The following is a 22,656-nucleotide window of genomic DNA, read 5'->3' as shown; positions in this document are numbered from 1 at the left end:
CGTCGAGGTCTACGGAACGGCCCACCCGGGCCACCACACCGCTCACCGAAAGGCGCACCTCCACCATGCTCACCGCCGCCCGTCTGGGCGCCGCCGCGCTGTCCGCCGCCCTGCTGGCCGGCGCGGCCGCCTCGCCGGCCCTCGCCGACACCCCCGCGCCCACCGCGCCCGCGCCCGCCGCGCCCTCGCCCGCCGCCGTCCCCGACAGCCTGTACGGCAAGGGCGACCCGACCTACGACGGGGTGTGGCGGCAGTCGCTCGCCCTGACCGCGCTGGCGAGCGCCAAGGTGGTGCCGGCCGACTCCGCCGTCTCCTGGCTGACCGGGCAGCAGTGCGCCGACGGCGGGTGGCCGTCGTACCGGGCGGACGCCGCCGCGGCCTGCGACGCCGCGACCGAGGACAGCAACGCGACGGCCGTCGCGATCCAGGCGCTGGTCGCGCTCGGCGGGCACCAGGACTCCGTGGACAAGGGCGTCCAGTGGCTCAAGGCCAACCAGAACGCGGACGGCAGCTGGGCCTACAACCCCGGCAGCCCCGGCGACGCCAACTCCACCGGGCTGGCCGTGAACGCTCTGTTCGCCACCAGGACGGACCCGGCGGGCGTCGCCAAGGCCGGCCGGAACGCCTTCGACGGGCTGGCGCTGTTCCAGCTCGGCTGCACCGCGCCCGCCGACCAGCGCGGCGCCTTCGCCTTCCAGCCGGACCCGACTGGCGCGCTCGCCCCGAACGCGCTGGCCACCGGGCAGGCCGCGCTGGCGGCGGCGGGCGGGAAGCTGCCGGTGGCCAACGCCAACCGGACCGACGCCGCGCCCAAGGCCCTGCCGTGCGCGGACGGCTCCACCGAGAAGGCCGTACCGCGCGCGGACTCCGCGGAGGCGGCCGGCGCGTACCTCACGGCGCAGCTCGCGGCGGGCGGCCAGCACCTGTCGCTTTCCAACCCGGGCGCGGCGCCGACGCCCGACTACACGGCCACCGCCTGGGCGGCGCTCAGCCTGGTCCAGGGCGGGCACCCGCAGCAGGCGGGCGGCACGGTGGACTGGCTGGCCAAGGAGGGCGGCGCCTGGACGAAGGGCGGCACCGACGCCTCGGCCACCGCGACCCTGCTGCTGGTCGCCCAGGCGGCGCAGCGCAACCCGGCGGACTTCGGCGGCACCGACCTGGTGAAGCAGCTGACCGCCCTCGGGCCGGCCCCGAAGGCGGTCAGTGCCGCTCCGAGCGCCGCTCCGGCGAAGGCGGAGAAGAAGGACGGGGGCCTCTCCCAGTACTGGCTGCTCGGCGTCGGGCTGCTGATCGGCATCGGCGGCGGCCTGGTGCTGAGCCTCCAGCGCAAGCGCGGCGCGAAGCTGTGACCACGCCGTCCGGCTCCCGGGCGGCCGCGTCGACGCCGGGGGCTTCGGCGGGCGCTTCGGCGGGGGCGGTCCGTGCGGCGGCCCGGCCGGTGGCCCCGGTGCCCGTCCGTGCGCCCGCCGGTCTTCCCGCCCGGGTGCCCGGGCGCGTGCCCGGCCGCGCGACCGTTGCGGCCGTGCTCATCGGGCTGCTGGCCGGACTGTTCATGGTCGGCGCGGCGCCGGCGCAGGCCGCCGGGTACCGGTACTGGTCGTTCTGGAAGTGGTCCGGCGACACCTGGACGTACCAGCAGCAGGGCCCGTCGGTCCACGTCCCACCGGACGGCAGCACGGACGGCTGGCGCTTCGCCGTCAGCCCGGACGGCGGACAGGACGCCGCCCGGCCCGGGGCGACCGGGGACTTCGGCGCGATCTGCGCGGACACCCCCGGGCAGCCGGGGCGCAAGCGGGTCGCCGTGGTGCTGGACTTCGGCACCGGCGCCGACGCCCCCTCCGGCGAGGCCCCGCCCGGACCGCGTACCGCGTGCGCCACCGTACCCACCTCCGCCACCTCGGCGGAGGTGCTGGCCGCCGTCGCCCCGCCGCTGCGCTACGACACCAACGGACTGCTCTGCGCCATCGCCGGCTACCCGAGGGCCGGGTGCGGCGACCAGCTCGGGGGCGGCGGAGCGGGCGGCAGCACCGGCAGCTCGGCCACCGCGCCGGGCGGCTCTGCCGGCTCCGCCAACTCGACCGGCCCCGGGGGCTCCGGAAACCCGGGCAGCTCGGGCGACGACCCGGGCAGCGGTCCCGACATCGGCCTGATCGCGGGCGGCGCACTCGTCGCCGCCCTGGCCGCCGGGGCCGTCTGGCAGGCGCGCCGCCGCCGGAGCTGAGCAAAAATATGTGGACCGGTCTACCTATTCACGAGGACATCGCCCGGCCCGGATATACCGACCGGTCTACATATACCGACCGGTCTACAGATATCGATCGCCCCTATGTAGACCGGTCCACTTATGAAGACCGGTCTACATAAAACGCGGCACCCGGAGTGAGAAGTCGGCCAGCCCGACTTCCCGCTCCAGGCCACCCGACGTCACCCGGCCCCACCCCCGCCCCGACCTGGACCCCTCCCCCGTGACCACACCCCGCGCCCCCCGTGCTCCTCGCACACCAGGCACGCCACGCACGCCACGCACGCCAGGCACCCCTCGCACTCCCCGGACGCCCCGCACACCACGGGTCCGTCCGCCCGCCGGCCCCCGGCAGCTGCACCCCGGCGCCTGGTGGCTGTGGGCGCTCGGCCTGGGCGCGGCCGCCACCCGCACCACCAACCCCCTCCTGCTGCTCCTCCTGGCCGCGGTCGCCGGCTACGTGGTGGCCGCCCGGCGCGGCGACGCACCGTGGTCCCGCTCCTACGGCGCCTTCCTGCGGCTCGGGCTGCTGGTGCTGGGCATCCGGATGCTCTTCGCCGTCCTGCTCGGCTCGCCGGTCCCCGGGACGCACGTCCTCTTCACCCTCCCCGAAGTCCCGCTGCCCGCCTGGGCGCAGGGCGTGCGGATCGGCGGCCGGGTCACCGTCGAGGGCCTGCTGGCCGCGCTGTACGACGGACTCCGGCTGGCCACCCTGCTGGTCTGCGTCGGCGCCGCGAACGCCCTGGCCAGCCCCGCCCGGCTGCTGCGCGCCCTGCCCGGCGCGCTCTACGAGGCCGGTGTGGCCGTCGTGGTGGCGATGACCTTCGCACCGAACCTGATCGCCGACGTCCAGCGGCTGCGCGCCGCCCGCCGGCTGCGCGGGCGCACCGACCGGGGCGTCGCCGCCGTGCTGAGCGTCGGAATCCCCGTCCTGGAGGGCGCGCTGGAGCGCTCGGTCGCGCTGGCCGCCGCGATGGACACCCGGGGCTTCGGCCGCACCGCCGACGTACCGCCACGCCTCGCCCGGGCCACCGCCGCCCTCACCCTGGCCGGCCTGCTCGGGATCTGCCTCGCCGCGTACGGCCTGCTCACCGCCGGCGGCACGGGCTGGGCGCTGCCGGTCCTGCTGCTCGGCCTGGCCGCCGCCTTCACCGGCCTGCTGCTCGGAAGCAAGCGTTCCATCAGGACCCGCTACCGACCCGATCCCTGGGCCCTGCCCGAGTGGCTGACCGCCGGCTCCGGCGCCGCCGTGGCCGCGCTCACCATCTGGCTGTCGTCCCGCGACCCGGCCGCCTTCGCGCCCACCGTCGTCCCGCCGACCGCCCCCGCCCTGCCGCTGGCCGCCGTCCTCGCCGTGCTGCTCGGCCTGCTCCCGGCCTTCGTCACCCCGAACCCGCCCCGGAGGGCCTCGTGATCACCTTCGAGCAGGTCTCCGTCCAGTACGCCGACGCCGCGGCGCCCGCCCTGAGCGGAGTCGACCTGACCGTCCCCGAGGGCGAACTCTGCCTGCTGGTGGGCCCGTCCGGCTCCGGCAAGTCCACCCTGCTGGGCACCGTCAGCGGTCTCGTCCCGCACTTCACCGGCGGCGCGCTGCACGGCCGGGTCACCATCGACGGCCGGGACACACGCGAGCACCGCCCGCGCGAACTCGCCGACCTGGTGGGCACGGTGGGCCAGGACCCGCTGGCGCACTTCGTCACCGACACGGTCGAGGACGAACTCGCCTACGGCATGGAGTCCCTGGGCCTCCCGGCGGACGTGATGCGGCGCCGGGTCGAGGAGACGCTCGACCTGCTGGGCCTGGCCGATCTGCGCGACCGGGCGCTGGGCTCACTCTCCGGCGGACAGCAACAGCGCGTCGCCATCGGCTCGGTGCTCACCGTCCACCCGCGCGTGCTGGTCCTGGACGAGCCCACCTCCGCGCTCGACCCCGGCGCCGCCGAGGAGGTGCTGGCCGTCCTGCAGCGCCTGGTGCACGACCTCGGCACCACCGTCCTGATGGCCGAGCACCGGCTGGAACGGGTCGTCCAGTACGCCGACCAGGTCCTCCTGCTGCCCGGCGGCGGCGCGTCCCCCGTCCTCGGCGAACCCGCCGAGGTGATGGCCCACTCGCCCGTGCACCCGCCCGTGGTCGGTCTCGGCCGGCTCGCCGGCTGGCACCCGCTGCCGCTCTCCGTCCGCGACGCCCGCCGCAAGGCCGGCCCGCTGCGCACCCGCCTCGACGGACGCCGACCCGCCGAGACGCCGCGCCGGGCGCCCGAGCCGATCGCCGTCGCCGACCGGCTGGCGGTGCGGCGCGGTCCCGTCCCCGCCCTGCGCGGGGTCGACCTCACCCTCCACGCCGGCGAGATCACCGCGCTGATGGGTCGCAACGGCGCGGGCAAGTCCACCCTGCTCGGGGCCCTGGTCGGACTGCACGTCCCCGCCGCCGGCACCGTCCGGGTCGGCGGCCTCACGCCCCACCGCACCCGCCCGGCCGAGCTGATCCGCCGGGTCGGCCTCGTCCCCCAGGACCCGCGCGACCTGCTGTACGCGGAGAGCGTGGCCGCCGAGTGCGCCGCCGCCGACTCCGACGCGGGCGCCGACCCCGGCACCTGCCGGGCCCTGGTCGAACGGCTGCTGCCCGGCATCGCCGACGCCACCCACCCGCGCGACCTCTCCGAGGGCCAGCGGCTCACCCTCGCCCTGTCCGTCGTGCTCACCGCGCGCCCGCCGCTGATCCTGCTCGACGAACCCACCCGGGGCCTGGACTACGCCGCCAAGGCCCGTCTGGTGGAGATCCTGCGCGGGCTCTGCGCCGACGGCCACGCCGTCCTGCTCGCCACCCACGACGTCGAGCTCGCCGCCGAACTCGCCCACCGCACGGCGATCCTGGCCGAGGGCGAGATCGTCGCGGACGGCCCGACCGCGGAGGTGGTGGTCTCCTCCCCCGCCTTCGCCCCGCAGGTCGCCAAGATCCTCGCCCCCTCCCCCTGGCTCACCGTCCACCAGGTCGAACAGGCCCTCGCCGCCGGGGAGCCCGCATGACCCGCCCGACCCGCCCCCTTGCCCGTCCCTCCGCACGTCACCTCGCCCGTCCCGTCCCGCTCGGCCGCCGCTCGACCACCGCCCTGCTGCTCACCTCCGCCGTCGGCGTGGTCGGCTTCGGCTGGCCTCTGCTCGCCTCCACCAGGTCCGCCCTGGTCGGCCACTCCACCGACGCGCCCTGGCTGTTCGCACTGCTGCTGCCGCTGCTGCTCGCCGTGGTGGTCGCCCAGATCTCCGAGGGCCGCTCGGCGGGCGGCGGCGCACCGGGCCTGGACGCCAAGGCCGTCGCCCTGCTCGGCGTGCTGGCCGCCGCCGGTGCGGCGCTGCGTCCGCTCGGCGCGGGGACGGCCGGACTGGAGCCGATGTTCTTCCTGATGGTGCTGTCGGGCCGGGTGCTCGGACCGGGCTTCGGCTTCGTCCTGGGCGCACTCTCGATGTTCGCCTCCGCCCTGCTGACCGGCGGGGTCGGCCCGTGGCTGCCGTTCCAGATGCTCGCGATGGGCTGGGTCTGCCTCGGCGCCGGCCTGCTCCCGGGCGCCGCCACCCTGCGCGGCCGCCACGAACTCGCCCTGCTCGCCGTGTACGGGGCGAGCGCCTCCGTCCTCTACGGCACGATCATGAACCTCCAGGGCTGGCCCTACATCGCCGGCCTCTCCGGGTCCATCTCCTTCGTCCCCGGCGACCCGGTCTCCACCAACCTGGTCCGCTTCGCCGCCTACTGCCTCACCACCTCCCTCGGCTGGGACCTCCCCCGCGCCGTCCTCACCGTCGTCCTCTGCCTCACCCTCGGCACCCCCGTCCTACGCGCCCTGCGCCGCGCCACCCGCCGCGCCGCCTTCGCCAGCCCCGTCGCCTTCGTCCCCCCGCCACCGCCCACCGAGAAGTGACAACGGCGCGGCCCCGGACGCTTCCGGGACCGCGCCGCCCCAACAGCCCGTCAGCCCTTCGGCGCCGCCGGCTGGACAACGTCGAAGAACCACAGCATCGGCCCGGCCGCCGCCGACCGCTGCGGCGCTCCCCTCGGCCTGCAGTGCGACGGCCAGGAAACAATCAGGCAGGGCGAGCCGCAGGTCATGCGGGGCGCAGGACGGCTGCTCTCGCAACGCACGTGTGCAGACCGCCGGAAGCGGACGATGATGACCTACATGATGCTCAACGGTTCACCGGTCACAGCCCCCAGGATGCTGCTCCTGAACCGCGTTGACTTCGAGCCTGGCTGCTACGTGTTCAATCTCGATCAACCGCTGTTCCTGACATCCGGGGACCAGCTCTGGGCGGAGCAAAGCTCGGTGGTCGTGCGGCGCGCGACCACCGGAGTGGTAGAGCGACCTGCGGGCAGCATGGATGCCGAGCGGTGGGCGTACAAGCTGCTGTAGCGAGGCCCGGCCACGCCACGCGCGCCAGGCAAGCTGCGCGCCAACTGCGCTGTCAGGCGCGCACTTCGGCGGTTGGCCACGGACGCTCGGGAACCGTCCTGGCAGGTCAGCGGCGCTACTCGCCGAGGTCAAGCGGATGCCCAGGTGGCTAACGGGTCGGGCCAGCGCAAGCTTGCGCTGGCCCCACCCAGATATGCCGACTCATCACGCGTATGCGCGGTCAAACACAGCAGCTCTTCAAGGCTCAGCCACCCTTCGGCGGCGCCCTCAAGCCGGACCACCGGCGTGCCCTGAGCGCCCGTGTCGGCAATAGCCCTCAAGGTCGAGCGATCCACCCCGCAGAAAGCCAGCAATCCGTTCAGCTCATCCGCTGTCCGCCGTGCGGCTCTCCAGCCGACCGCGTAGTCCACCCCCAGCAGCCACGCCCACGCGTCAGGCTCGAGGCTCACCGCCAACTTCGCACCGAAGTCGTCGCTCCCATCCAACTGTTCTTCAACTCCCCTGTTCAAGAGCCGAACTTGCCATGCGCGCACAGGCATGCCGAGGAGCCCGACACCATCGGCGTCGGGCTCCGACCCACCGGACCACCCCTCTCCCGCCAAGGTTCCGGGGTGGTCCGGCACGTCTTCAGTTGTCCCTGATCAGGTCAGGTGCGATCCCGGGTCGGCTGCTCGCAGCCGAAGATCCGCCGGAACAGCTCCGCCTCGGTCAGGGCGAGTAGCGGATCATCAACACCGGCCATCTCCCGCCAGATCTGCCGCATGAGCAGCAACCGCTGGTCTTCGGCGAATCCCGGCTCGGCGTGCCACGCCACCGCGTGACGGTGCGCGGCCCGACGGCTCGGCGAGACGGCCCGTACCGGCCAGGAGAACTGACCGTCCAGCAGCCACCACGTCGAGAGCCGGTCCCACCGAACCCGCAGGTGCCGGATCACTGGGGTGCCCCAGGGCCGACGGGGTACAGGCGGACGACGGTCGGGGTCAGGTCGAGGAAGGCCAGGGCCCGGACCTCACCGTGCGTCGCGAGCCGATGCCCGATCGACTGCGCCTCCAACGGCCCGAATAGCTCGGCGAAGTAGCCGTGCTGGTCCGGGCTGAGCGGAAGCATGTCGAGCGACTTCAGGAGCGCGGCCATCGCGTCCGGCAGCTTGCTGAAGTGCGCGGGCGCGGTGACGCCTCGGACCTCCACGATCACCGGGAAGGGGTACGAGGAGGCCGCCAGGATCAGTTCCGTCCCCGGTCCGCTCCGATCTCCAAGCGGCATCACTTCCCCGATACCTCCCCCGCGCGACGCGGGTGCCACTGGTGAACGCAACCCGCCTGGCCGTTCACCACGATGGTCCGGGTCAGCGCCGGCCCCAGTCCCGTGCCGCAGTAGAAGCTCCACCCCGACCCGGACGCCCACCTGCTCATTCCACACCGCCTTCCGGGCCCACCAGGGCCCAAACGATCTTGCCGATGCCTTCGGGCCGGGGCTCGAAGCCCCATTCCAGGGAGAGGACTTCCACCAAGTACAGCCCGCGTCCCGAGAGGCCGTCCGGGTCGGTGGCGCGTCGGATCGCAGGCTTCTCGCTGCTCGCGTCGTGCACTTCGATCCGCAGGTGGTCGCACACCACCTCGAACCGGACGACAATCTCGCGCCCCGGCGACACCCGCGCGTGCACCACCGCGTTGGCGACCAGTTCACCGAGCACCAGCTGGCCGTCGCCCATGAGGGCCGCGCCGCCCGGGATGTTCTGAAGGAAGTCGCGCAGGTGATTCCTGGCCACCGTGGCGGACCGCCTGTGCCGCGCGAGGTTCGCCTCGAACGCAGGTATTCCGACGGTCGGCTTGTAGGGTCCGGAGCCGTCGCGGGAGTTCCCCGAGCTGATCACGTGCACCGCCTTCCGATGCCCAAAGGGCGGCCCGAACATGGACGTTCCGGCCCTTGATGCCAGGGTGCCGGGAGGGAATGCGGACTTCGTACCCAAGCTGGTTACTCAGTGTGGGTAAACTCACAGGTAATCAACTTGCTTACAGGGCTGCTGATCTACAGCGGGGGCAGTGGTGACCGAGGCGCGCGTACCGGACCGGCTCCCCGCGTGCCTGCTGTCCAACCCAGAGATGATCGCCGCCTGCCGAAGACGAGACTTCGCCACCATCTTCCGGCTGCTCAAGCTGGCCGGGATCTATCCCTCGCTCATCGCCCGCGCATGTGACATGACCCCGAGCCGCGTCGGCGAAGTCATGGCGGGCAAGCCCCGGATCGAGAAGATCGATGTCATCGAGCGAATCGCGGACGGGCTGCACATCCCCGGACACATGCTCGGGTTGGCCTCTCGTGAATGGGAGCAGGAAGCGCCAGTCCCTCAGGCCCGGCACCGACCGGTCGGGCCCTCCATCGACGGGCAGGGGCTCAGCGCGCCGATCGACCCCGACTTCTTCGTCAGCCATCTGCGCGGGCTCATGCCCGGTCACTACAAGGCTGCGAATCTTCTCGGCTCCCGCCACGCGCTCGACGCGGTGACCCGGCACGTCCAGTTGCTCGACCGCCTCCAGCAGAACGTAGGCGGCCGCGCCCGCGATGAACTCCTCAGCATCGGCGCCCGTACCGCGGAGTTCCTGGGCTGGTTGAACCAGGATCTCGGAGACTTCGCCCAGGCCCTCTACTGGTCGGACCGCGCCATGGAGTGGGCGCAGGAGACCGGCGACGACGTCATGGCCGCCTATGTGCTCTTCCGGAAGAGCAACCAGGCCACCGCTCAGCGCAACACGCAGAAGGCCGTCAGTCTTGCCCGCGCTGCCCAGCGGTCGGCCTGCGCCACGCTTCGCATCCGTGCTCTCGCCACCCAGCAGGAGGCCCAGGGCCACGCCCTCATGGGCAACCTGCGCTTCGCCGAGGCGAAGTTCGACGAGGCCCACGAACTCGCCGCCGAACCGGACGACTCACATGCGGACGATGCCCTTGATCTGGCGTACTGCACCCCGACCTACATCGAGATGCAGCGCGCGAACTGCCTGATCGAACTCGGCGATCCACGGACGGCCGTAGTCATGTTCGAGGCCGAGCTTCGAATCCTGCCGCCGATCTACCGCAACGACCAGGGTGTGTACCTCTCACGACTGGCACGCGCGTATGCGGTGTCCGGCGAGCCGGAGCAGGCCGCCGCGGCAGCGGACCGCGCGCTGTCGATCGCCATCGACACCGAATCCGCGCGGGCGATGGCGGAGCTGTCCGCGGCCGACAAGGCCCTCCAGCAGTGGAGCACTGTGACCGAAGTCGCCACCTTCACCGGCCGCTTGAAGCTGATGAGCGGCACGGCTTCCTCTCGACCTGCGATGAGCTGATGAGAGAGGGTGGGGCCATGGACGCACTGATCACGGCCGCCACCTCCGCAGACGAACGCCGGCGCGGCGCCAAGGTCGCTGTGCTGCCGGTCGGCAGCTTCGAGCAGCACGGCGACCACCTGCCGCTCACCACGGACACCGTTGTCGCCAGCCTGATCGCCCAGCGGATCGCCGCCGACTACGACCTGTTCCTCCTGCCGCCCATCACGGTGTCCTGCTCCCACGAGCACGCCCACATGCCGGGCACCGTCAGCATCAGCGCCGCCACCCTCTACGCCGTCGTCAACGACATCTGGAAGTCGCTCCAGGCGTCCGGCGTTCCCGGCCTGCTGATCGTGAACGGGCATGGCGGCAACTACGTCCTCTCCAACGTCGCGCAGGAGGCGAACATCTCCGGCCCGCGCGTCGCCCTCTTCCCTGTCCGCGAGGACTGGCACCAGGCCCGCGAAGCCGCCACTCTGGAGAGCAGCAGCGCCGAGGACATGCACGGCGGTGAGCTGGAGGTGTCGCTGCTCCTCCACGGTGCCCCGGAAGTCATCCGCGAGGGAATCACGCTGGACGACCACTCCGCCCCGGAGCGCCCGCATCTGCTCACGCTCGGCATGGCCGGCTACACGAAGAACGGCATCATCGGGCAGCCGTCCCTCGGAACGGCGGCGAAGGGCAAGGCCCTCCTCGACAGCCTGTCCCAGTCAGCCGCCGCCCACCTATCCCTCATCACGGGCGGCTGAGCAAGCACTTCGGGCCCTGCCCCGTCAGGGGAAGGGCCCGAAGGAGGAGAAGGAGCAGTAACCGAGCAGACTCAGGCGTTCTTGGGGCCGGCCGACTGGACGACGTCGAAGGACCAGAGGGTGGAGCCGGAGGCCGCGGGGCGCTTCGGAGCCTCGCCCTCACCGCCGTTCTGGTGGGCCGCCTTCATCGGGCCCTCCATCCAGGCCTGGAAGGACGCCTCGTCACGCCAACGGGTGTAGACGAGGTACTGGTCGGTGCCCTCGACCGGGCGGAGCAGTTCGAACCACTCGAAGCCGTCGGAGTTCTCCACCGACCCGGCCCGCGCGGCGAACCGCTTCTCCAGCACCTCACGCTGCTCGGCGGGGACGGTCAGGACGTTGATCTTGACTACGCTCATGGGTCCATCCTGCCTCAAGGATCGGCGGCCGGTGCAGACCCTGCGGCGCCGACACCTCACGAGGCGCGTTGGTGAAAGGCCGGCCGGTCCCCGTCGGGCGAACGGGCGCCGGAGCTGTGGGACGTCTCCAATCGGACGGCATCCGCCGTCCCAAAATGCAGGTCACGGCGGTGAGACGAAGTCCGGTGCGCCACCGCGGCGTCCGGGTCGCGATCATGCTCCGGCGGCTCCCCTACGCTGGGCCCACCGCCCGGCGCCGAGCCGAGTCGCCGCCTCCCGCGAGGTGCGCCGCGACCGTCTCCGTCGACACCGCGCAGGGGCTACCCACACCACACCCTGACCCGAGGAGCGATTCGCCATGCCGTTGCACCGAAGCGAGAGGGCAGGCCGCCGGGGCGGCACTTCCCTCGGGGCGGGGCTGCTGGCCGTCCTCGCGCTGGTGAGCGGCTGCGCCGCGGCCACGCCCGCCGCGCCCCCGATCGCCGCACCGCCCACCAGGCCGGTGGCGCCGCCCACGGCGGGCACGAATGTCGCAGACCTCCATCTCCCGATCGAGCAGTACATGTTGACGCCCCTTCAGTCGGTGCAGTTCGACTGGGTGCGCAAGGCCGCGATCGGCTCCTGCATGAAGCGGTACGGGCTGGACTACCCGGCGGGGGCGAAGCCCGGGCCGGACAGTCCGGGCGTGCGCACCTTCACGCCGATGAACCGCCGCTACGGCATCACCGAGGCGGACGGCGCCGCCCGATGGGGCTACCACCTGCCGCAGGCGGCACCCGCGGCACCCGCCCCCGACCAGCCGGTCACACCGGTCGCGCCGGCCGCCCTGGCCGCGCTGCCCACCGCCGCCCAGACCGTGCTGCTCGGCGTGGACCCGGGCAACGGCGCCAGGGTGACGGCATATCAGGGAAAGCCGCTGCCCGAGGGCGGCTGCTTCGCGGAGCTCGACCGTGTCCTGCCGGGCGCCGTCGGCGGCCCGCAGGGGCCCGGCAACGGCCCGCAGGGCGTGGTGACCGACATCAAGTCGGCGAGCTTCACCGGGTCGCGGTCCGCGCCGGAGGTCGTGGCGGCCACCGCCGCCTGGGCGGACTGCATGAAGGGCCGCGGCTTCGACATCCCGGATCCGCTGAACGCCCCGGCGACCGTCACGACGATGCGGGATCCGGCACCGGGCGGCGCGGAGATCGCCCAGGCCGTGGCCGACGTGGAGTGCAAGGGCCGGACCAACCTGACCGGGATCTGGTTCGCCGCCGAGTCGACCCTGCAGAACGCCGCGATCGCCGCGCACGCGAAGGACCTGGCCGCCGTGAAGGCGACCCTCGACTCCGAGGCGGGGTCGCTCGGGCGGCTGCTCGACCACGACTGGTCCTCCCCCGTGCCCGCCACCCCCTGACCTCCCTGACCTTTCTGACGTTCCCGACCTCCCCGCCACCCCCTGACCTCCCCGAACCGGCGACCGGCCCTCGGGCAGGCCGACCGGTGCCGGGGCCGTCCACCGCTGCACCCATCCAACGAGTGAAGGAGCACCAACCCTCATGAAGCTGAAGTCGACCGGCCGCCGTCTGGCCACCGGCGCGGCGGCCCTCGCCATCGCCGGCACCACCATGCTCACCGGCGCGGGCCAGGCCAGCGCCGACAGCGTCACCTGGATCAACGGGTGGAGCACCTGGAGCTCCCCGGTCCGCTGCAAGGACAGCGGCGGCGCCTACGTCACCCTGTGCATCTACTACTCGCCGGGCGCCGAGGGCGCGATGACGATGGAGTACACCGTCCAGGACGGCGAGATCGACGGGACCTTCTGGAAGCAGGACCAGTACGGCTCGGCCGGCTACGGCCAGAAGGTGCGGAACAACGCCGCCTCCGTGGAGAACGCCTCCAACTCGACCATCGGCGTCTGGGTGTCCCCGTGGTTCTACGGGGACGCGAACTACGTCCCCGCCGGCCGCGGTGGCAGCCTGACCCCGCGGCTGCGCAACAACGAGGCCTCCTGGGGCATCGTCGACCAGCTGGACCGCGGCGGCCAGGTCCGCCTCGACTGACGCTCCCGCCTGACCGGAGCAGGACGCTCCGGCACCCCGCACCCCGCAGCGAGCGCGGTGCGGGGTGCGGTGGGTTGCCCCGTTCCGGTCAGGCGATCCACCCCGGGACGAACGCCTCCTCCACCGGGTCGCCGACCCGGTGGACGCGGGCGCCCCCGGGGGCGGTGACGACGGCGGTGAACCCGGCGTCGGCCCCGGTGGCGATCCGGCGCGCAACTCCGGCGGGGAGGATCACGGTGTCGCCGGGGGCCACCGTGAAGGTGTCGTCGGCGAGTTCGACGCTCGCGGCACCGTCCAGGACGGTCCAGATCTGCTCGACGTCGAAGACGTGCAGCGGGCCCTGGAGGCCGGGCCCCATGTCCACCCGCCACATCGCCAGGCCCGAGCCGCCCTGGGTCGGCGAGGCAAAGGTGGTCATGACGGCGTTGGGCGTCTGCGTGCGGCGGGCCTCGGTGCTGCGAACGACGGACGCGTGTGTGACTGACATGCGTGCCAACCCCCTAAGATGGTCAATGACGTTGTCCATATGGTCAATGAGGTTGTCTATCAATGTCAAGCGAAAGCGCACCCCCGCCCCCCGGATTCGAGCTGCCGCTCCGCCTGCTGCTCGCCTTTCGGATGATCATCGACGAGCTGCACGAGCGGATCGCCCGGGAGGGCCACCCGGACCTGCGGCCGATGCACGGCTTCGTGTTCCAGGCGATCGGCCCGGACGGCACCACCGCCGTCGAGCTCGGCCGCCGCCTCGGGGTCTCCAAGCAGGCCGCCGGCAAGACCGTCGAGCAGCTCGAACGGCTCGGCTACGTCGAACGCGGCTCCGACCCCGCCGACGCCCGCCGCAAGGTGGTCCGCCTCACCGCACGCGGCGTCGACTGCCTCGCCCGCTCCGCCCGGATCTTCGACGAGCTGCGCAGCCAGTGGTCCGCCACCCTCGGCGAGGAGCGCCTGCGCGACCTGGAGGCGGGCCTGCGCGTCCTCGCCCCCGGCGACCCGTTCCGCTTCGACACCCCCCGCTGGTTCGGCGCGCCCTGACCGGTCCGGCCAGCCCCCGGGCCCGGACCCCAAAGCCCCAGAGCCAGAGCCAGAGCCAGCCCAGAGCCCCGACCCTAGGCCCGCTGCACGTGCTCCGGGTCGGGCCGGTCCCGCTCGTCGGCGCCGAGGGCCGAGGAGAGCCGGGTGAGCAGGTCGGCGAGGTCGGCGTACTGCTTGTCGTCCCAGTCCCCGAGCAGCTCGCAGAGCTGCTCACGGCGGGCGGCCACCAACCGCAGGGCCGCCGCCTCGCCGGACTCGGTCAGCCGCAGCGGCAGGCCGCCGCTGCGGGCCGCCAGGCCCCGGCCCTCCACCTCCCGCACCGCCTCCTCGATGACGGCGACCGGGACGATCCGCCGCTCGGCCACCTCCAGGGGCTCGACCGAGCCGTGGTGGTGCATCAGCAGCAGCAGCCAGCTGGAGGCCGGTTTGAGGTCGAGCCCGGCGGCCACGGTGATCCGCCGGAAGAGGTCCCGCCGGGCCTCCCGGGAGCTCAGGACGGAGAGCGCGCGGGCGATCTCGTCCAGCGAGGAGCGTTCGACCGGGTTGAGGCCGATCGACTCGCTGAGGTCGGGCGCGGTCACGGAGGACCGGAGCTTCTGCTCGCGCAGGAACAGCGAGAGCACGAAGGCCACCAGGGCGACCGGCACGGCGTACAGGAAGACCCTGGTGATCGACTCGGCGTACGCGTGGTAGATCCCGTCCTGCACCGCGGGCGGCAGCGCCGCGATGACGCGCGGGTCGGAGGTGATGGCCCCGGGGTCGAAGCCGGGCGGCAGCGGTACTCCCGCGAGGGCGTCGGCCAGCCGGGAGTTGAGCCCGCTCGCGAAGACGGTGCCGAAGATGGAGACGCCGAAGGACGCCCCGATGGACCGGAAGAAGGTGGCGCCGGCGGTGGCCACGCCGAGGTCCTGGTAGCCCACCGAGTTCTGCACGATCAGTACCAGGACCTGCATCACCAGCCCCAGCCCGAGGCCGAACACCAGGAAGTAGCAGCTCATCTCGAAGGTGCTGCTGTGCTCGTCCAGCCGGGAGAGCAGCAGCAGGCCGACGGTGGTGACGGCCGTGCCGGCGATCGGGAAGGCCCGGTAGTGGCCGGTGCGCGCGACGATCTGGCCGGAGCCGATCGAGGTGAGCAGCATGCCGAGCACCATCGGCAGCATGTGGATGCCGGACATCGTGGGCGAGACCTGCATGACCACCTGGAGGAAGGTGGGCAGGTAGGTGAGCGCGCCGAACATCGCGAAGCCGACCACGAAGGAGATGACGGCCACCAGGCTGAAGGTCCGGGAGCGGAACAGCCGCAGCGGGAGCACCGGTTCGGCGGCGGTCCGCTCGACCTCGACGAAGGCGACCAGCAGGACGAGGCCCAGCACGCCCAGTCCGACGATCTGCCAGGAGCTCCAGGCCCACGTGGTGCCGCCGAGCGAGGTCATCAGCACCAGGCAGGTGGCCACCGAGGCGATCAGCACGGTGCCCGGGTAGTCGATCCGGTGCTTGCGCTTGACCTCCGTCCCGTGCAGCACGGCGGCGATCACCACCAGGGCGACCACGCCGACCGGCAGGTTGATGTAGAAGACCCAGCGCCAGCTGAGGTTGTCCACGAAGAGTCCGCCGAGCAGCGGGCCGAGCACGCTGGTGACGCCGAAGACGGCGCCGAACAGGCCCTGGTACTTGCCGCGGTCCCGGGGTGAGACCAGGTCGCCGACGATGGCCTGCGAAAGCACCATCAGACCGCCGCCGCCCAGGCCCTGGAGGGCGCGGAAGGCGATCAGCTCGCCCATGTTCTGGGCGATGCCGCAGAGCACCGAGCCCAGCAGGAAGATCACGATGGAGGCCTGGAAGAAGCGCTTCCGGCCGTACATGTCGCCGAGCTTCCCCCAGAGCGGGGTGGCCGCCGTGGAGGCCAGCATGTAGGCGGTGACCACCCAGGAGAGGTGCTCCAGCCCGCCGAGGTCGCTGACGATGGTGGGCAGCGCGGTGGAGACGATGGTCTGGTCGAGCGCGGCGAGCAGCATCGCCAGCAGCAGGGCCCCGATCGGCACCCAGAGGTTGGGGACGGTGACCTCCGGCGGGCCGGGCTCGCCCGCCGGGCTCCGCTCGGACTCGGCGATCGGGTCCGAATCCGTCATGGCGTCTCCGTAGGGTCGCGGGCCCCGGCCGACCGGGGGTCCGTTCGGATGATCACTCCCAGCTCACCATGCTGTCAGAAATGCCCGGATATGGGGCATTCGATTGCGCCGAACGTAAGAACCGCCGCCACCGGAGGTCCCTCTCCCGCACACCGACCGTTCATCGGGCCCCAACCACCACCAACCGGCACAACACCCCCACGGCGGGCCGGATGCCCCTGTCCCCTCGTTCCTGACGTCCTGCATAATCAGGCGCGTTCGCCACCCGAGGACCGAGGAGGACCGGCCGATGCCGGACCAGCACTGCCCGACGTGCGGCACCGCACGCTCCGCCGGGTGCAGGTGCCTCCCGGACCCGAGCCTGACCGAGACCGCCGTCCTGCCCCACATCGAGGGCCCGCCGCTGGTCCGCCCGTACGTGCCCCAGGCCGTCGGCCAGGTCGCGACGGACGCCCCCGCAGCGGGCGCGCCCGCGGACCCCTTCGCCACCGCGGACCCCTTCGCCACCGCGGTGCTGCCCGAGGCCGCCCGGCGACCGGCGGCCCGACCGCCCGTCACACCCCCGCTGGGGCCGGACGCGGACGCCTACGCGACGACCGTGCTGCCCCCGGTGGTGCCCGCGCCGCGCCCGGCGCCCCCGCAGCAGACCCAGGGCCTGATACCCCGGCAGCCGTCCGGCGGGTACGACCGGCAGTCGGTGGACGGGTTCGACGAGCCGTACGACCCGCAGCACCCGGCCGAGGACGAGCTCGGGGTCTTCCCGTTCGCGGCGGGCCAGGCCCCGGCGGCCGGGACCACCGGCGGCCGGGCCGCCCGGCGCGCGGCGGAACAGGCGGAGCAGGGCCCGCTCGCCCGGCGCAGGGGTCTGCTCGTGGCGGCCGGCGTCGGCCTGCTGGTGGTCACGATCGGCGTGGCCTACGCGGTGGCACCCTCCGGGGAGCCGGACCACTCGGCGCGGCCCGCCCCCTCCACGACCCTGGCGCCCGCGCCGGTCGACCCGACCACCCCGGCGAACCCGAGCCCGAGCGCCCCGCCGTCCACCAGCGAGGCGCCCAGCCCCTCGCCGAGCAGGACGAACAAGCCGAGCCCGAGCAGAACGGCGGCCCCGACCGCGCCGGCCACCACGGCCCCGGCCGCTCCCCCGGCCCCGGAGTCGGCCCCGGGCACCCAGCCGCCCGCGCCGAGCCCGGCGGCGCCCAGTACCCCGGCGCCCACCGCGACCACCCCGGCGCCGACCGCCACCCCGACGCCGACCGCCACCCCGGCGCCCCCGGTACGGGTCCTGGAGCGCGGGATGACGGGGGCCGACGTCAAGGACATGCAACTGCGGCTGTCCACGACCTCCTGCGGCTTCGTCGACAAGTCGATAGCCACCAGCATCTTCGACTGGTGGACCCAGACCGTGCTCGGCGACTACCAGCGCAGCTACAAGATCAAGGGCGAGACCGGGCCGAACGGCCCGTTCTACGGGCCCAAGACCAGGGCCGCCCTGGAGAGCGACCCCGGCACCTGCTGACCCCGGGCGGCGGCCGGTGACCGCCGACCTGCGGCCCCCGGCCGGCCTGCCACCCCGGCCGGCCGGTGACTCCCGGTCAGCCGGTGACCGCCTGGAACCCGGTCAGCCGGTGACTGCCTGGAAGATGCTGAACCCGGCCATCAGAATCATCACGCCCGCCGCGAACCGGATGATCATCTTCATCGGCACGTGCTTCAGCAGCTTCTGCCCGCCCAGGATGGCGATCCCGGCGACGGCGCAGAGCGCCAGCCAGGCGCCAAGGCCCACGGCCAGCGGGTCGGCGTACTTGGCGGCCAGGTTGGCGGTCATGATCTGGGTCAGGTCGCCGAACTCGGCGATCGCGACCACCACGAAGCTGGCCCCGGCCACCTTCCAGAAGCTGTTCGCGGACGGCTCCTTGGCGGCGTGGCCGTCCTCGTCACCGCCACCGTGGAAGAGCAGCATCGCGGCGCCGGCCAGGAACAGCACACCGGTCACGCCCTCGACCCAGCGGTGCGGCAGCAGCGAGAGCAGGTGCCCGGCGACCAGGGCGATGCCGACCTGGAGGGCGAAGGCGGCGGCGATGCCGGCGAAGACGTAACTCGCGCGGTAGCGGGCGCCGAGCATCAGGCTGGCCAGGGCGGTCTTGTCCGGCAGTTCGGCCAGGAAGACGATGCCGAAGGTGATGGCGGCTACGGTCAGGCTCATCGGGGGTTCGGTTTCCCTCGGTCGGGCTGTCCGGCCTCGGCAGCTCCGTCAGGGGTCGCTCCGGCCCGACAGCACTGGTTGGAAGTCACAGCACTGCGGCCGAAGGTCTCGCCGGCACCCCGCAACCGCAGGATGCCCCGGGCGCCGGGCCCGTGAGGGCCAGTATGTCGACGGTCCGGTGGAGGGCTACTCCCCTTCAACGCGCACCAGCCTACCCGATGCCGCCCTGCGCCGGTCGGGCCACGAGTCCCCGGCCGACCAGCTCCAGCACCACGACGATCGCCACCGACTCCACCGCCAGCAGGCCGATCAGCACGAACAGCTGCACCGCGCCCGCCTGCACCGGGGAGGCCCCGCCGAGCAGCATGCCGACGAAGGCGCCGGGCAGTGTGACCAGGCCCACCGTCCGGGTCTGGTCGAGGGCGGGGACGAGCGAGGTCGCGGCCGCGGTGCGGCAGATCTCCAGCCGGGCGTCGCGCTCCTCCAGGCCGAGCGCCAAGGCGGCCTCGACCTCCCCGTGGCGCTGGTGCAGCTCGTCCAGGGCCCGGCGCCCGGCCAGCGAGGTGGCGGTGAGCCCGCCGCCGATCAGGATGCCGGCGACCGGGATGAAGGAGAGGCCCTCGGGCGGCAGCAGTCCGACGGCCAGCAGCAGCCCGAGCACCGGCAGGACGGCGGCGCCGATCGGCGCGGCCGCCCAGGCCCAGCCGGGGCCCGGGGTCATCCGCCGCCCGGCGGTGCGCACCGCGACGGCGAACATCAGCAGGACGAACAGCGCCGACCACCAGAGGGAGCGGACCACCCAGCTGATCACCAGCGCGACGGCGGCCAGCTGCACCACCGCGCGCAGCCCGGCCCGCAGCACCGCGTGGCCCTGCCCGAGCAGCCCCCACCCGGCGACCGCCACGGCGGCGCCCAGCAGCAGCGCGGTGACCACCCCGAGCAGCGGGGTGACGGGCAGCAGCTGGGTCTGGGCCGCCGCCGAGGCGGTCATGCCCCGGCCCTCAGACCCAGGTGGTGAACCACATCCGGTCCTGCCAGGACGTCATGGGGATCACCTCCGCCGTGTAGAGGGGATGGAAGAAGGCGAAGCAGGCCATGACGGCGAGCACGATCAGCCCGGCTCCGGCCGCACCGATCCGGCGCCGCTCGATCGAGCAGCCCTCCGGCCCGAGCATGGCGCCGAGCATCTGGGCGACGGCCAGGCAGAGGAAGGGGACCAGCACCACCATGTAGAAGGAGAAGACGGTCCGCTCCTGGTACTGGAACCACGGCAGGTAGACCCCGGCGACGGCGCAGAGCACCGCGCCCGAGCGCCAGTCCCGGCGGAAGAACCAGCGCCACAGCACGTACAGCAGGGCGAAGCAGGCCGTCCACCAGAGCACCGGGGTGCCGAGACCGAGGATCTGCGCCGCACAGCCGCCGGAGGCCGTACAGCCCCGCTGGCCGTTCGGCACCTGTTCCCAGTACATGGAGACCGGTCGGGCCTGGACCAGCCAGCTGAACGGGTTGGACTGGTAGGTGTGCGGGGTGCTCAGCCCGGTATTGAAGTCGTACATCTGCCCGTGGTAGTGCCAGAGGCTGCGCAGCGGCGCGGGCACCCAGCTCATCGGCAGCTGCGGCAGCGGAATGCCGAGCACCCGGTCCGGGGAGAGCCCGGCCCGGTCGTCGGCCCAGTGCCGGTCGTACCCGCCGCCGCCGGTTCCGCCGGAGGCGAGCCAGCCGGCCCAGGAGCCGACGTACACCACGAGGGCCGAGCCGACCATCGCGAGCAGCGCCGGCAGGGCGTCCCGGCGCAGCATCGAACGCCAGGGGCGGCGGGCGCCGGCCCAGCGGCGGCCGGACTGGTCCCAGAGCACGGTGAGCAGCCCGAAGGCGGCGAGCACCATGACGCCGTTCCACTTGACGGCGCAGGCGGCGCCGAGCGCGACCCCGGCGGCGATCCGCCAGGGGCGCAGGCCGAGGCGGATCCGGTCCCCGTCGGGTTCACCGCCCGCCCGGGCGGCGGCCAGCCGGGCGCGGGTACGGTCGCGGTCGATCAGCAGGCTGCCGAAGGCGGCGAGGACGAAGAACATCTGGACGCCGTCGAGCAGGCCGACCCGGCTCATCACCAGGTGGAGGCCGTCGACGGACATCAGCAGAGCGGCGGTGCAGCCGATCAGGGTGGAGCCGAAGAGCCGGCGGCCGATCCTGGCGAGCATCAGCACGGTGACGGTGCCGAGCAGGGCGGTCATGAACCGCCAGCCGAAGGGGTGCAGGCCGAAGAGCTGCTCGCCGACGGCGATCACCCACTTGCCGAGCGGCGGGTGGGCGATGAACTCGGGGGCCGAGGTGAGCGGGACGGTCTGCGGGACGGCGAGGATGTCGGCGTTCGCGCTGTCCGGCCAGGTGCCCTCGTAGCCCTGCCGGAGCAGCGACCAGGCGTCCTTGGGGTAGTAGGTCTCGTCGAAGACGAACGCGTCGGGGTAGCCGAGGTTCCAGAAGCGGAGCAGGCCGGCGAAGAGCGCCACCGCGATCGGACCGAGCCAGCCGGCCCGGTCCGAGGCCCGGCGCAGCAGCCCCCGCCGGCCCGGTGCGGGGCCTGCGGGGGCTGGTGGTGCCGGTGGGTGGATGAGCGCCGCTTGCGTCATTGCCTCGCCGATTCGCCGTCTCGCCTGTGCCGGTGCCCGCCGGTGCCGGCCGGCGCCGGGCGGTCAACAGCCACTGACACTATGTGGCGGCGGTCGTGAATCCAAGCGCGACGGGCGCCGACCAGGTGACCCGTCACACCGGTGTTCACGCGGCGGTCTGCAGCTCCCGGACGGGGATCGTGCGGACCACGGCCACCTGGGCGTTGTCCTGCTCCGGCGTGAGGTACGGGCGCAGCCGGACCGCCATGGCGACGATCAGCAGGGTGGAGCCGGCCATCGCCGCCAGGTACAGCGGCCAGGTGCCGGAGCCGACCAGCAGCACGCCGACGGCGGGGCCGACCGCGATCGCGATCTGCTTCACCAGGGAGTAGCCGGCGTTGTAGGTGCCGAGCAGCCGGGCCGGGGCGAGATCGGCGACGATCGGGCCCATGGTGGGCGCGAGCAGCGACTCGCCGACGCCGAACAGGGCGTAGATCGAGACGATCGCGACCGTGGCGGCCATGGTCTCGGTCCGGATCAGGCCGGCGACCAGGGCCATCGCCCAGGCGCCCAGCCACACCACGCCGGCGGCGGCCATCGCGGTGGTGCGCCGGCGGCGGGCGGTGATCCGCACCATGAACATCTGCAGCACCACGATGGTCAGCGCGTTGGCGCCGATCGCCAGGCCCAGGGTGGAGGGCGCGGTGCCGACGGTGTCGGTGGCGAAGGCCGCGACACCGGACTCGAACTGGCCGTAGCAGGTGAAGAAGATCAGCCCGGCGAGGACGCAGAGCCGCAGCATCGCCTTGTCGGCGACCAGCGCGCGCAGGCCGGTGGGCCCGCTCTGGCCGTGCACGAGGACGGGCGCCGCGTTCGGGATGCGGGCGCTGCCGGTGACCAGGGCCAGGCCCAGGAAGGTCGCGGCCTCGATGGTGAACAGCCGGGTGAGGCTGGCCGGGTCGGCGACGTCGACGATCTGCCCGCCGACCAGGGCGCCGATGCCCATCCCCAGGTTGATCAGGGTGAACTGCAGCGCGAAGGCGTGCGAGCGGGTCGCGGCCGTGGAGCAGCGGACGATCATCGTGGCGAGCGCCGGCTGGCAGGTGGTGACACCCGCGCCGAACAGGAAGGAGGAGACCAGCAGGGCCGGGGTCCCGGTGGCGTGGCCGAACGCGAACGCGCCGACGGCGGCGAGCGCGGCGCCGACCAGCAGCACCGGGCGCGGGCCGTACCGGTCGATGCCGCGGCCGGTGAACGGCAGCACGGCGAGCGCGGCCAGCGCGAAGACGGTGAACACCATCCCGGCGGCCAGCGAGCCGAGGCCCCGCACCTGGTCCACGTACACGAACATGTACGGCATCGTGAATCCGCTGCCGAACGCGCTGAGCGCGTTGCCGATCTGGACGCGGCGCAGCGGGCCGCCCGCCCCGTGACTCCGCTGCCTCTGCTGCTTCACCGTGCCGGTCACCGTGCACACCCCTTCATGAGTTTCGCTGGATACTCTTAAGGCCAGAAGATTTAAGACCTAAAGTCTGACCATATAAAGT

Annotated in this window: 23 protein-coding genes; 12 read left to right on the top strand and 11 right to left on the bottom strand. The window is 73.1% G+C overall.

Features of this window, described 5'->3' with window-relative positions; translation table 11 throughout:
• The first annotated feature begins 65 nt into the window (after window positions 1-65).
• From ACFVVX_RS01520 to ACFVVX_RS01495, 6 genes are all read left to right on the top strand, one after another.
• Window positions 66-1,349, top strand: a complete 1,284-nt coding sequence (locus tag ACFVVX_RS01520) for a prenyltransferase/squalene oxidase repeat-containing protein (protein ID WP_387940136.1) — start codon at window positions 66-68, stop codon at window positions 1,347-1,349.
• Between the two features lie 173 nt (window positions 1,350-1,522).
• On the top strand, window positions 1,523-2,221 hold the full coding sequence (locus tag ACFVVX_RS01515; RefSeq protein ID WP_387940134.1) for an SCO2322 family protein: 699 nt from the start codon (window positions 1,523-1,525) through the stop codon (window positions 2,219-2,221).
• 376 nt (window positions 2,222-2,597) lie between these two features.
• Window positions 2,598-3,656, top strand: coding sequence for a CbiQ family ECF transporter T component (locus tag ACFVVX_RS01510; RefSeq protein ID WP_387940641.1), 1,059 nt, complete (start codon window positions 2,598-2,600; stop codon window positions 3,654-3,656).
• Complete coding sequence (locus tag ACFVVX_RS01505; protein ID WP_387940132.1) at window positions 3,653-5,269, top strand: ABC transporter ATP-binding protein; 1,617 nt, start codon at window positions 3,653-3,655, stop codon at window positions 5,267-5,269. Before ACFVVX_RS01510 ends, ACFVVX_RS01505 begins: the two co-directional genes overlap by 4 nt.
• On the top strand, window positions 5,266-6,156 hold the full coding sequence (locus ACFVVX_RS01500) for an ECF transporter S component (RefSeq protein WP_387940130.1): 891 nt from the start codon (window positions 5,266-5,268) through the stop codon (window positions 6,154-6,156). The genes ACFVVX_RS01505 and ACFVVX_RS01500 overlap by 4 nt, the downstream gene beginning before the upstream one ends.
• A 246-nt stretch (window positions 6,157-6,402) precedes the next feature.
• Window positions 6,403-6,645 carry a hypothetical protein gene (locus ACFVVX_RS01495; RefSeq protein WP_387940128.1) on the top strand — a complete coding sequence of 81 codons (243 nt, stop codon included), beginning with the start codon at window positions 6,403-6,405 and terminating at the stop codon, window positions 6,643-6,645.
• A gap of 128 nt (window positions 6,646-6,773) precedes the next feature.
• Here the strand turns inward: ACFVVX_RS01495 and ACFVVX_RS01490 are convergent, their stop codons facing one another.
• The 4 genes from ACFVVX_RS01490 to ACFVVX_RS01475 form a co-directional block, all read right to left on the bottom strand.
• Window positions 6,774-7,154 carry a hypothetical protein gene (locus ACFVVX_RS01490; protein WP_387940127.1) on the bottom strand — a complete coding sequence of 127 codons (381 nt, stop codon included), beginning with the start codon at window positions 7,152-7,154 and terminating at the stop codon, window positions 6,774-6,776.
• A gap of 137 nt (window positions 7,155-7,291) precedes the next feature.
• On the bottom strand, window positions 7,292-7,459 hold the full coding sequence (locus ACFVVX_RS01485) for a hypothetical protein (protein ID WP_387940125.1): 168 nt from the start codon (window positions 7,457-7,459) through the stop codon (window positions 7,292-7,294).
• Between the two features lie 116 nt (window positions 7,460-7,575).
• Window positions 7,576-7,908 carry a hypothetical protein gene (locus ACFVVX_RS01480; protein ID WP_387940123.1) on the bottom strand — a complete coding sequence of 111 codons (333 nt, stop codon included), beginning with the start codon at window positions 7,906-7,908 and terminating at the stop codon, window positions 7,576-7,578.
• A 145-nt stretch (window positions 7,909-8,053) separates the two neighbouring features.
• Entirely contained in the window at window positions 8,054-8,518 is a 465-nt protein-coding gene (locus ACFVVX_RS01475) for an ATP-binding protein (protein WP_387940121.1), read from the bottom strand.
• Window positions 8,519-8,687: 169 nt separating this feature from the next.
• Between ACFVVX_RS01475 and ACFVVX_RS01470 the strand changes: the two genes are divergently transcribed.
• The gene (locus ACFVVX_RS01470) at window positions 8,688-9,971 is read left to right on the top strand and encodes a hypothetical protein (protein ID WP_387940119.1); all 1,284 of its coding nucleotides are present in this window, start codon (window positions 8,688-8,690) and stop codon (window positions 9,969-9,971) included.
• Between the two features lie 17 nt (window positions 9,972-9,988).
• Complete coding sequence (locus ACFVVX_RS01465; protein WP_387940117.1) at window positions 9,989-10,702, top strand: creatininase family protein; 714 nt, start codon at window positions 9,989-9,991, stop codon at window positions 10,700-10,702.
• Window positions 10,703-10,773: 71 nt separating this feature from the next.
• Here ACFVVX_RS01465 and ACFVVX_RS01460 read toward each other — a convergent pair whose 3' ends face one another.
• Window positions 10,774-11,100: an antibiotic biosynthesis monooxygenase family protein gene (locus ACFVVX_RS01460; protein ID WP_387940115.1), complete on the bottom strand. Its 327-nt coding sequence runs from the start codon at window positions 11,098-11,100 to the stop codon at window positions 10,774-10,776.
• A 358-nt stretch (window positions 11,101-11,458) separates the two neighbouring features.
• Here ACFVVX_RS01460 and ACFVVX_RS01455 point away from each other — a divergent pair, with 358 nt between their 5' ends.
• Both ACFVVX_RS01455 and ACFVVX_RS01450 read left to right on the top strand, forming a co-directional pair.
• On the top strand, window positions 11,459-12,493 hold the full coding sequence (locus ACFVVX_RS01455) for a hypothetical protein (protein WP_387940113.1): 1,035 nt from the start codon (window positions 11,459-11,461) through the stop codon (window positions 12,491-12,493).
• Window positions 12,494-12,635: 142 nt separating this feature from the next.
• Window positions 12,636-13,139, top strand: coding sequence for a hypothetical protein (locus tag ACFVVX_RS01450; protein ID WP_387940111.1), 504 nt, complete (start codon window positions 12,636-12,638; stop codon window positions 13,137-13,139).
• A gap of 88 nt (window positions 13,140-13,227) precedes the next feature.
• On the opposite strand, the gene ACFVVX_RS01445 is transcribed toward ACFVVX_RS01450, so the two are convergent.
• Window positions 13,228-13,626 (bottom strand): cupin domain-containing protein, encoded by a 399-nt coding sequence (locus ACFVVX_RS01445; RefSeq protein ID WP_387940109.1) that lies wholly within the window; start codon window positions 13,624-13,626, stop codon window positions 13,228-13,230.
• 62 nt (window positions 13,627-13,688) lie between these two features.
• Between ACFVVX_RS01445 and ACFVVX_RS01440 the strand changes: the two genes are divergently transcribed.
• Window positions 13,689-14,171 (top strand): MarR family winged helix-turn-helix transcriptional regulator, encoded by a 483-nt coding sequence (locus tag ACFVVX_RS01440; protein ID WP_387940107.1) that lies wholly within the window; start codon window positions 13,689-13,691, stop codon window positions 14,169-14,171.
• Between the two features lie 74 nt (window positions 14,172-14,245).
• On the opposite strand, the gene ACFVVX_RS01435 is transcribed toward ACFVVX_RS01440, so the two are convergent.
• Window positions 14,246-16,300, bottom strand: a complete 2,055-nt coding sequence (locus tag ACFVVX_RS01435; RefSeq protein ID WP_387940105.1) for a DHA2 family efflux MFS transporter permease subunit — start codon at window positions 16,298-16,300, stop codon at window positions 14,246-14,248.
• A gap of 289 nt (window positions 16,301-16,589) precedes the next feature.
• Here ACFVVX_RS01435 and ACFVVX_RS01430 point away from each other — a divergent pair, with 289 nt between their 5' ends.
• Complete coding sequence (locus ACFVVX_RS01430; protein ID WP_387940103.1) at window positions 16,590-17,816, top strand: peptidoglycan-binding domain-containing protein; 1,227 nt, start codon at window positions 16,590-16,592, stop codon at window positions 17,814-17,816.
• 102 nt (window positions 17,817-17,918) lie between these two features.
• Here ACFVVX_RS01430 and ACFVVX_RS01425 read toward each other — a convergent pair whose 3' ends face one another.
• The 4 genes from ACFVVX_RS01425 to ACFVVX_RS01410 all read right to left on the bottom strand — a co-directional run bounded on the left by ACFVVX_RS01425 (window position 17,919) and on the right by ACFVVX_RS01410 (window position 22,565).
• Complete coding sequence (locus tag ACFVVX_RS01425) at window positions 17,919-18,503, bottom strand: TMEM165/GDT1 family protein (protein ID WP_387940101.1); 585 nt, start codon at window positions 18,501-18,503, stop codon at window positions 17,919-17,921.
• A gap of 211 nt (window positions 18,504-18,714) precedes the next feature.
• Window positions 18,715-19,494: an ABC transporter permease gene (locus ACFVVX_RS01420; RefSeq protein ID WP_387940099.1), complete on the bottom strand. Its 780-nt coding sequence runs from the start codon at window positions 19,492-19,494 to the stop codon at window positions 18,715-18,717.
• A 10-nt stretch (window positions 19,495-19,504) separates the two neighbouring features.
• Window positions 19,505-21,130, bottom strand: a complete 1,626-nt coding sequence (locus tag ACFVVX_RS01415; RefSeq protein WP_387940097.1) for a dolichyl-phosphate-mannose--protein mannosyltransferase — start codon at window positions 21,128-21,130, stop codon at window positions 19,505-19,507.
• 145 nt (window positions 21,131-21,275) lie between these two features.
• Entirely contained in the window at window positions 21,276-22,565 is a 1,290-nt protein-coding gene (locus ACFVVX_RS01410; protein ID WP_387940095.1) for an MFS transporter, read from the bottom strand.
• Between the last annotated feature and the right edge of the window lie 91 nt (window positions 22,566-22,656).

Source organism: Kitasatospora sp. NPDC058170 (genome assembly GCF_042883905.1).
Lineage (GTDB): Bacteria > Actinomycetota > Actinomycetes > Streptomycetales > Streptomycetaceae > Kitasatospora.
The sequence above is the reverse complement of the archived record's forward strand: the minus strand, read 5'-3'. Positions and strand labels throughout refer to the sequence as shown.